The organism is Tissierellales bacterium, assembly GCA_035301805.1.
GTDB lineage: Bacteria > Bacillota > Clostridia > Tissierellales > DATGTQ01 > DATGTQ01.
On sequence record DATGTQ010000126.1, the window covers coordinates 18,784 to 27,384 of the forward strand.

11 protein-coding genes are annotated in these 8,601 nt (G+C 27.3%); 1 reads left to right on the forward strand and 10 read right to left on the reverse strand.

From position 1 onward, the window contains the following. Positions 1 to 27: 27 nt before the first annotated feature. The 7 genes from VK071_05975 to VK071_06005 form a co-directional block, all read right to left on the reverse strand. Positions 28 to 1,200, reverse strand: coding sequence for an AI-2E family transporter (locus VK071_05975; GenBank protein ID HLR34862.1), 1,173 nt, complete (start codon positions 1,198 to 1,200; stop codon positions 28 to 30). 47 nt (positions 1,201 to 1,247) lie between these two features. Next, positions 1,248 to 1,412 (reverse strand): hypothetical protein, encoded by a 165-nt coding sequence (locus tag VK071_05980; GenBank protein ID HLR34863.1) that lies wholly within the window; start codon positions 1,410 to 1,412, stop codon positions 1,248 to 1,250. A gap of 44 nt (positions 1,413 to 1,456) precedes the next feature. Continuing rightward, positions 1,457 to 1,978: a PRC-barrel domain-containing protein gene (locus tag VK071_05985; protein ID HLR34864.1), complete on the reverse strand. Its 522-nt coding sequence runs from the start codon at positions 1,976 to 1,978 to the stop codon at positions 1,457 to 1,459. Between the two features lie 121 nt (positions 1,979 to 2,099). Beyond that, positions 2,100 to 2,516 carry a Fe-S cluster assembly scaffold protein NifU gene (gene nifU, locus VK071_05990; protein HLR34865.1) on the reverse strand — a complete coding sequence of 139 codons (417 nt, stop codon included), beginning with the start codon at positions 2,514 to 2,516 and terminating at the stop codon, positions 2,100 to 2,102. Then, the gene (gene nifS, locus VK071_05995; protein ID HLR34866.1) at positions 2,517 to 3,698 is read right to left on the reverse strand and encodes a cysteine desulfurase NifS; all 1,182 of its coding nucleotides are present in this window, start codon (positions 3,696 to 3,698) and stop codon (positions 2,517 to 2,519) included. Positions 3,699 to 3,718: 20 nt separating this feature from the next. Next, positions 3,719 to 4,153 (reverse strand): Rrf2 family transcriptional regulator, encoded by a 435-nt coding sequence (locus VK071_06000; protein ID HLR34867.1) that lies wholly within the window; start codon positions 4,151 to 4,153, stop codon positions 3,719 to 3,721. A gap of 257 nt (positions 4,154 to 4,410) precedes the next feature. Then, positions 4,411 to 5,046: a hypothetical protein gene (locus VK071_06005; protein HLR34868.1), complete on the reverse strand. Its 636-nt coding sequence runs from the start codon at positions 5,044 to 5,046 to the stop codon at positions 4,411 to 4,413. 97 nt (positions 5,047 to 5,143) lie between these two features. Here VK071_06005 and VK071_06010 point away from each other — a divergent pair, with 97 nt between their 5' ends. Further along, on the forward strand, positions 5,144 to 6,460 hold the full coding sequence (locus tag VK071_06010; GenBank protein ID HLR34869.1) for a hypothetical protein: 1,317 nt from the start codon (positions 5,144 to 5,146) through the stop codon (positions 6,458 to 6,460). Here VK071_06010 and VK071_06015 read toward each other — a convergent pair. The 3 genes from VK071_06015 to VK071_06025 all read right to left on the reverse strand — a co-directional run. Further along, entirely contained in the window at positions 6,453 to 6,734 is a 282-nt protein-coding gene (locus tag VK071_06015; GenBank protein HLR34870.1) for a putative Se/S carrier-like protein, read from the reverse strand. The genes VK071_06010 and VK071_06015 overlap by 8 nt on opposite strands. 115 nt (positions 6,735 to 6,849) lie before the next feature. Continuing rightward, entirely contained in the window at positions 6,850 to 7,419 is a 570-nt protein-coding gene (locus VK071_06020) for a DUF4489 domain-containing protein (GenBank protein HLR34871.1), read from the reverse strand. Positions 7,420 to 7,991: 572 nt separating this feature from the next. Further along, on the reverse strand, positions 7,992 to 8,601 hold a 610-nt coding region (locus VK071_06025), incomplete at its 5' end, for an NAD-dependent epimerase/dehydratase family protein (GenBank protein HLR34872.1).

The window sequence follows — 8,601 nt, forward strand, 5'->3', positions numbered from 1 at the left end:
GTTTATAAAGAACCCCTTGTCAATAACTCAGCTTGTATTCAATTTTTCTATTATAAAAGAAAATAGTATTTTTACAATAGCTACAACAGGAACGGCAAAAACCATACCTAATATTCCAAATATACCTCCACCTATTATTAAAGATAAAATAATGGTAATTGGATGTATCCCCATACCTTCACCTATTACCTTTGGAGATATAATATTGTTTTCTATTTGCTGAATTCCTATAAATATTAGAACAACCCATAATGCCTTCACAGGACTTTCTAAAAGAGCAAAGAATGCTGCAGGAATTATACCTATTACGGGTCCAAAATAAGGTATTATATCTACTGCACCGGCTATCATACCTATTAATAAAGCAAAATCTACTCTCAATACTAACAAGAGGATAGTAGTAGAAACACCTACAAATATAGCTACAATTATTCGTCCCCTTATAAATTCCCCTAATGCTCTATCTATTTCCTTACCCAATCTTTTTGCATCCTGCCTATATTTTTTAGGTATAGTCAAGTATGTTTTTTTAATAAAATAATTTTTATCATTTAGAAAATAAAAAGTTATTATAGGAATAACGACTAAATTCAAAACTTTAGAAAATATATTAAATATTGAATTAGTTATCCTTTTTATACTTTTATCTATAACAATTTCTAATTTAGATATATTTTCAATTAACGACTCCTCAATTCCCTGAAATACTGGTGGAAGATTATCCATATTATCATAGTATTTTTTATAAGCATTATCACCAAAGTCAGATGCCTTGTTGAGATAAGTAGGAAGAACAGCAGTAAAGTTCTTAAATTCCCTAGCCATTTTAGGTACAAAAGAAACTACACTAATAACCATTATACCAAAAATTAATATATATATTATTAAAATACCCCAAATTCTTTTTATTTTTCTTTGTTCTAAGTAATTAACCAATGGATTTAATATATAAGCTATTATTATCGAAAATAATATTATATTCAATGTTTCTCTTACTATGCTATATCTCTTTAAAATAAAAATAATTAATAATATAATAATAATAGCTATAACAATAGGTAGAAATTTTCTCCAATTGATTTTTATATTACGTTCTTTCTCAATATATTTATTACCTATATTAATTAAATAATATGTAATAAAAAAAATTAACCCTGCTACTAAAATTAGTATAATTTTTATTAAAAAATTTATATCCATAGTTAGCTCCTTGTAAAGTAAAATTTAAAGGCAGCTAAAGCTGCCTTTTACCAAAGTCTACTAAACCCATTTTTCACACTTGACATTGCCTTTCTAGTACTTCTCATAGCTTTCATTCTTTTAAAAGGATTCATTCTATTCATTATAAAAATGCCCACAGAAGCTCCTAAAAGACTTCCAAACAATGTACCTTTTCTAAAACCACTATTCATTAATATCATCTCCTTATTGTTTCTACACTTAGTTTACCTATATACTAATCCTCTAATTCTATTATTTTTTTGTAACATTGCCCGTTTTTACCAATATCTTTAATATCTTCTTTTTCAATCACTATACTTTTCTCATTTATCTCAATAATTTTTGAACTTGACAAAAATTTTCTTCCTTTAACTATATCTTCAATTATACCTTCTGAAATTATAAACCCTATTATTTTGCCATCTTCTTTTTTAATAACCATATCTTTAACGTAACCAATGCACTCAAGCTTTTCAGTAATAACTTCCCAATCTACTAAATTAATTTCTTTTTCTTCATAAGGCTTTTCTTTTTTTAATTCATTCTCATTTACTATAATTATTGAGTCCTTATCTATATCTACAATATTTTCAATAGGCAAAAGTATTTTATTTTTGTAAAGCTTATCATTTTTAACAATCAATCCAACTATTCTCTTGAATTCTTCAGAAAAAGCTACATTAACTATTTCACCAATAGGCGTTTTATTTTCTTTATCTATTAAATTTGAAATCAATAGTTCACTGTATTTTAGCAATTAAATTCCTCTTCCTTTTTTTCTTTTATAGATTTAGTATTTCACTTTTTTCAAAAATATAAACTTATTTAAAAATTTTATAAAATGAAAAACTACTGTAAACAATTACAGTAGTTTTTTATTAATGATGATCTTCGGTTGGCTCAAAGTTTTCTAGCCCTTCTATATGAACATTATTTTTTTGTGAATAATCTAAAAGTGCAGCTTTTATAGCTTCTTCTGCTAATACAGAACAGTGCATTTTTATAGGCGGCAATCCATCTAAAGCTTCAGCAACAGCTCTATTTGTAATTTTCATAGCTTCGTTTACGCTTTTCCCTTTAATAAGTTCTGTAGCCATACTAGAGGAAGCAATTGCAGAGCCACAACCAAAAGTTTTAAATTTTACATCGGTAATAATATTATCCTCTATTTTAAAATACATTTTCATTATATCCCCACATTTTGCATTTCCTACTTCTCCCACACCATCGGCATTTTCTATTTCTCCAACATTTCTTGGATTTGTAAAGTGATCCATAACCTTTTCTGAATACATTTATTTTTCCCCCTTCTCTATTTGTTCATATAATGGAGACATCCTTCTTAATCTTCCAACAATTTCTATTAAGCTTTTCACTACATAATCAATTTCTTCTTCAGTATTATTTTCATTAAAAGATAGCCTTAAGGAACCATGAGCAATTTCATGTGGCAACCCTAAAGCCAATAATACATGTGAAGGATCTAATGAACCAGAAGTACAAGCAGAACCACTAGAACCAGCTATACCTTTCATATCTAAACTTAATAACAAAGACTCACCTTCAATAAACTCAAAACATATATTTACGTTTCCTGGCAATCTATTAGTTGGATGGCCATTTAATCTTACATAGTCTATATTATCAAAAATTCCTTTTATTAGTCTATCTCTAAGTTTTATTATCTTTGTATTCTTCTCTTCTAAATTTTCATAAACTAATTCTATAGCCTTCCCCATACCAACAATTCCAGGTACATTTTCAGTACCTGCCCTTCTATTTCTTTCTTGCCCTCCTCCTGCAATTAATGGATCTATTTTCACACCTGAACGGACATATAATGCACCTGTTCCTTTTGGTCCATAAATCTTATGGGCAGCCATAGAAAGCAAGTCTATGTTTAATTCATTAACATCTATTTCAATATTTCCTATAGCCTGAACAGCATCTGTATGAAAATATATATTTCTTTCTTTTGCTATTTTCCCAATTTCTTTTATAGGTTGGATAGTTCCTATTTCATTATTAGCAAACATAATTGTAATAAGTATAGTTTCATCAGTTATTGCCTCTTTTAATTCTTCAACATTTACTACTCCATACTCATCAACATCTAAGTAAGTTACCTTAAAGCCTTTTTTTTCTAAATAATTACAAGTATGAAGTATACCATGATGTTCTATTTTCGAAGTGATTATATGATTTCCTTTATCTTTATTTGCAGAAGCAACGCCTTTAATAGCCCAATTATCTGCTTCTGAGCCACCAGCAGTAAAAAAAACCTCTTTAGGTTTTGCACCTATTGCATTTGCTACTTTCTCCCTTGAAATTTCGACAGCATTTTTTGACTTACTCCCTAAAGAATATACACTTGATGGATTACCATAGTTTTCACTGAAATATGGTAACATCTCATCTAACACTTCTTTTTTAACAGGTGTAGTAGATGCATTATCCATATAAATATATTTTCTCATAAAAGTTCCTCCTAAGCTCATTAATTTTTTTCAGTTATTAATTTATCGTGTTCCTCTATCATGTCTTTTAATGTAATAGTATCTATAACCTCATCAATACTATCACGAATCTTTAACCAAACTAATTTTGTAACACACTCTTCTTCTCTACTGCACTTATGCAATTCACTATCTAGTATACAATCAGCAGGAGCCATATCTCCTTCCAATACACGTAATACATTTCCCACTGTTATCTCATCAGGGGCTTTAGCTAACATATATCCTCCTTGTGCTCCCCTTACACTTTCAAGTAGTCCCTCTTTTCTAAGCTTGGCAGCTAATTGCTCTAAGTAATTTTCAGATATCTTTTGTTCACTAGCTACATTTCTTAAAGAAATAGGCCCCTCTCCATAATGTAGGGCTAATTCAAACATTGCTTTTAAACCATATCTACCTCTAGTTGAAAGCTTCATTTCTTCACCTCTTTAATTCCAACTACTTTAGTTGGTATTACATCTTAAGTATATTATACCCTACCAATTCTGTCAACATTCATTTTTTTAAATATGAATCACAAGGGACGTCCTGGTTGACTTAAAATTTAAGCCAAAAGGGACGGTCCCAGCTGACCCACTTTGCAAGCCAATTAAGACCGCCCCAGTAATTTAGATTCTCTCTAAAACATAAATTATTAATTAAAATACGAAAAAGAAGAGCATATGCTCTTCTTTTAGTCTTCATCTTCAAATATATCTTGATATTGCAGTGGAAAGAATAATGGAAATGGATGACAATCAAAATCTTCACAAATATCTTCTGGACTAAACTCTTCACATTCCGGTGGCTCTGGGCAAAATCCAAACGTAGGAATTAATAATTGTACCCTCCCTAAAACTTTAATTATTATAAATAAACCTGCCGTAAATGTAAGATTTTTTTCTATTACCATAGGTTGACCTAATACTTGGGAATTAGTTTCTACAATAATTTTAAATTCAAACTCATCTCTTGTATCCGGTATAAACATTACTATATCGCTTTTAGTATCTGGTAAAAATCCTTCTACCGATGTACCATCAGATAAAATTACCTCGTATGGTACCCTTAATGTAAATTGAACTCTCCTAAAGTGTGGCTTATTTGGTATATCAGATATTTTTAAAGTATCTGGCATTATAAATCCCTGTTTAAATCTTATAATATCAAAAGATTTAGAACCTATATCAATTTCTACTTTAGGATAACATTCTCTTTGCTGACATTGATCATAAACTTTATCTACCATAATACAGTCCAATTCCTTAATTTGATCCAAGTCAAATTCCATTTTCCCATTACAATTAGAGAATTTAAAACCTTCAGTCATTATTTTCACTCCTTTATCTTTAATAAATTAACTCTTACTGTCATATTATGAACTATATAAAGTTTTGTGCTTTTTTTATAAAAAAGGAGGTAATAAATTGAATATTCAAATAAACCAGTGTGAACTTATTAAAAATTCAGAAGGAGTACTCTATAATTTTTATATTGACAAAAAAAATAATTTAGTTTTCACTTTATTAGAAGATGAAAATATTACTAATAACTTTCCTTTTAAAATAGATAGTAATGTGTTAGATTTTTCAGTAGTTATTGATAAAAAAGATAAAGTACAATTAATATATTTAATTGAAAATGGAACTTTGATACATTCTAACTACATTCAAAACAAATGGACTAAACAATCAGTACTTAAATTAAATACTAAATCAAATATTTATAAATATTTAACTTTATTCATATCAAATGGTTCAATAAATATTTTCTATGCTTGTGCCAATCTAGTAAATGTTAACTTATGGAGTATAGAACAATTAACCCAAGAATCTTCCCAATGGAAAAAGAAAACTGTAACAAGTATATTTTCCCAAAAAATGCTTACTCCCTTTTATATTGATTCAGATAGTTTAGGCAATATACATCTTATATTTAAGACTAACGAAAAAGATTCATCACACATCTATTATCTTTTTTATAATATTTTTATTAAAAAATGGTCCCAAATAATAGAAAAAATTTCGTTACTTAAAACAAATAATATATTTCCGTATTTATTTGTAGATTCAAAAAACAACATCCATATTCTATGGTCTAGTCTGGAAAACAAAAAATACATTCTTAAATATAAAACATTATCACATATTGGGCAAAATAAATTTAGATGGCAAACAATAAATTTACCTATTGTTAGTAATTGTATCAATACTCCTATTATGCTAGAAAACAATGGAATACTAAAAATAATATATTTAAAAGATGATGAAATAGGATGTCTAAATTCAACTAACTATGGCCAATCTTGGAAGGTTATAGATAAAAAAAAGTTAGATGTATCTTCAATATACTTATTAAAATACTCATCTAATTTTGAAAAAGAATATCCTAATAATAAAATCAATAATTATTATGGAACTATTGATGACAATATAACATTATTTTTTAACGACAACCATAACAATAAAATTAGTTATAATATAAAAGATAATGCCGAAAATAATAAAAATAACATAGAAGAAAAAATAAATATAAAACACCAAACTCAAAAACAAAATAAAATAACTTCTATTAATAAATCAGAGCTTATTAAATTTAAAAATGATATATTAGAAATAAAAAAAATACTAGAAGAAATACTTATTATTTCTAATGCTATGGATCATGAATTAAAAACAATAAAAGAAAAAATAATTAATGTAGAAAGATCTAAAAATAAAAAGGGCTTTTTTAATTTTAAATAAAGTAGTTTATCTTTTTAATAACTTTTTTCCCATTTATCCTTTCAATACTATATACACTTTCAATATTAATGTTTAATTTATATACTTCATTTATAATAATATTCAGATCTTCTAAGTTATTAAATTTAATTGAATAATTGCATCCTTTTTTTATTTCATAAGGAGTAAATATTAATTCAAATCTTTTATATCCTAACTTTTCTAACACATACATAACTTGCATAGCATAATTTTTTGTACTTAATAAACAAATATAATACTTTCTAGCAATCAACTTTAAGTCACCTCATATACATTAATTCTAAATATAATTATTGTAAACTCCTTTCTAGTCAGGTATACTACTAGAAAGGAGTTTTAATTATAACTAATATTATAATCTTATATATCTAGCACTCTTCACTTACTAATGTGGATATAACTCCCTTACTTATATTAAATGAACCTGTTATATCTGCAGTAGATGTCCCTTCAACTGTTATTCTATAAGTGCAACACTTTGCTGGACAAAAATCTTCATCACATATACTAAAACTTACTGGATTTGATGCAACAATTGCTTCTGTAACTGGAATTGTATTTGGTATAACAATTGTATCTATTTCTACCTCAGGTCCATCATCACATCTTCTAAATACTCTAAATGTTAATGTGAAATCAGTAGCTACAGTTAAATTAATATTAGCTATAGCAGAAAAATCTATCTTCAATTTTGGTTTATCAAAACACCTTAAATCAACAGAAACATTCCCTATTGTGGTTTGTACCGGTGGTGTAGTCGCCAAATTAATAAAAGGTACATTTACTGCTCCACATACTTCTTTACATTTAAGGCGGGTATTCTGTGGTTTACAATCTTTCTTTGATGGTTTATGACATTTACATTTATGATGTTCTTCATGAAAATGATCATGCTTGTTACAACATTTATTTGGATTATAATAATAAACTTTTGACATAGTCTAAATCTCCTTTCTTAAAATTAATTATTTATGAAATCACACAAATAAAATTTAAACTTTACATTAAAATATTTCTTTTTCCTAATAATAATATATTCCATAACTTGTCTTTATGTGATTACATTAATTAATCTTTATATAATTAATTTTATTACACTAGTAAAATAAACTTCCTCTTTAATCTTTTCAAGTTTATCCACTTGCTTATATATTCCTTTAAATTCTACAAATACTCTTTCTATAATTTCTTTTTCTTCTTCTCAAATTTGTCTATTTAAGTAATACTTATCATATATGTATTTTTTAGAAAGATGTTTTTATCTGAAATCTTTTATGTAATATTAATAACCTTTACTTTAATCAATGATTACTTTATAAATATGAGATGTCTTATAACATACATCTATTTCTCCAATATTAAGATCATTTCATTATTGCCATGAAATTTATCAAATATATTTTATAATAAATACAAAATGGGTTTCTTTTTTATATCAAAAGAAACCCATTAATATATATCCCTAACATGAAAGAAGCCTCTAGAGCCCTCTTTATAAGTAATATAAATATTATTTATTTAATTTTATTTTCAGTTTTTCTAACATATCTACTGTCATTTTTTCTAGATCATATTTTGGATCCCAACCCCATTCTTTTCTTGCATCTGAATCATCCAATGAATTTGGCCAAGAATCTGCTATTCCTTGTCTTACTGGGTCTACATCATAATCCATTTCAAAATCTGGCATATGCTTTTTGATTTCAGCATAAATATCTTCTGGGGCAAAGCTCATAGCCGTAATATTAAAGGCATTTCTATGAATAAGCTTTGATGAATCTGCTTCCATTAGTTGGATTATGGCATCAAGAGCATCTGGCATATACATCATATCCATTTTTGTACCTTCAGCTATAAATGATGTATATTTACCTTGTTTTAAAGCATCATAATAAATGTGTACAGCATAATCAGTAGTTCCACCACCTGGCAATGTTTCATTAGAAATTAAACCTGGAAAACGTACACCTCTCGTATCCAATCCGAACTTATGGTAGTAATAGTCACATAGTAATTCTCCTGCCACTTTTGTTACACCATACATAGTATTTGGTCTTTGAATTGTATCTTGTGGTGTTTCATCTTGTGGTGTAGAAGGTCCAAATGCAGCAATAGAACTT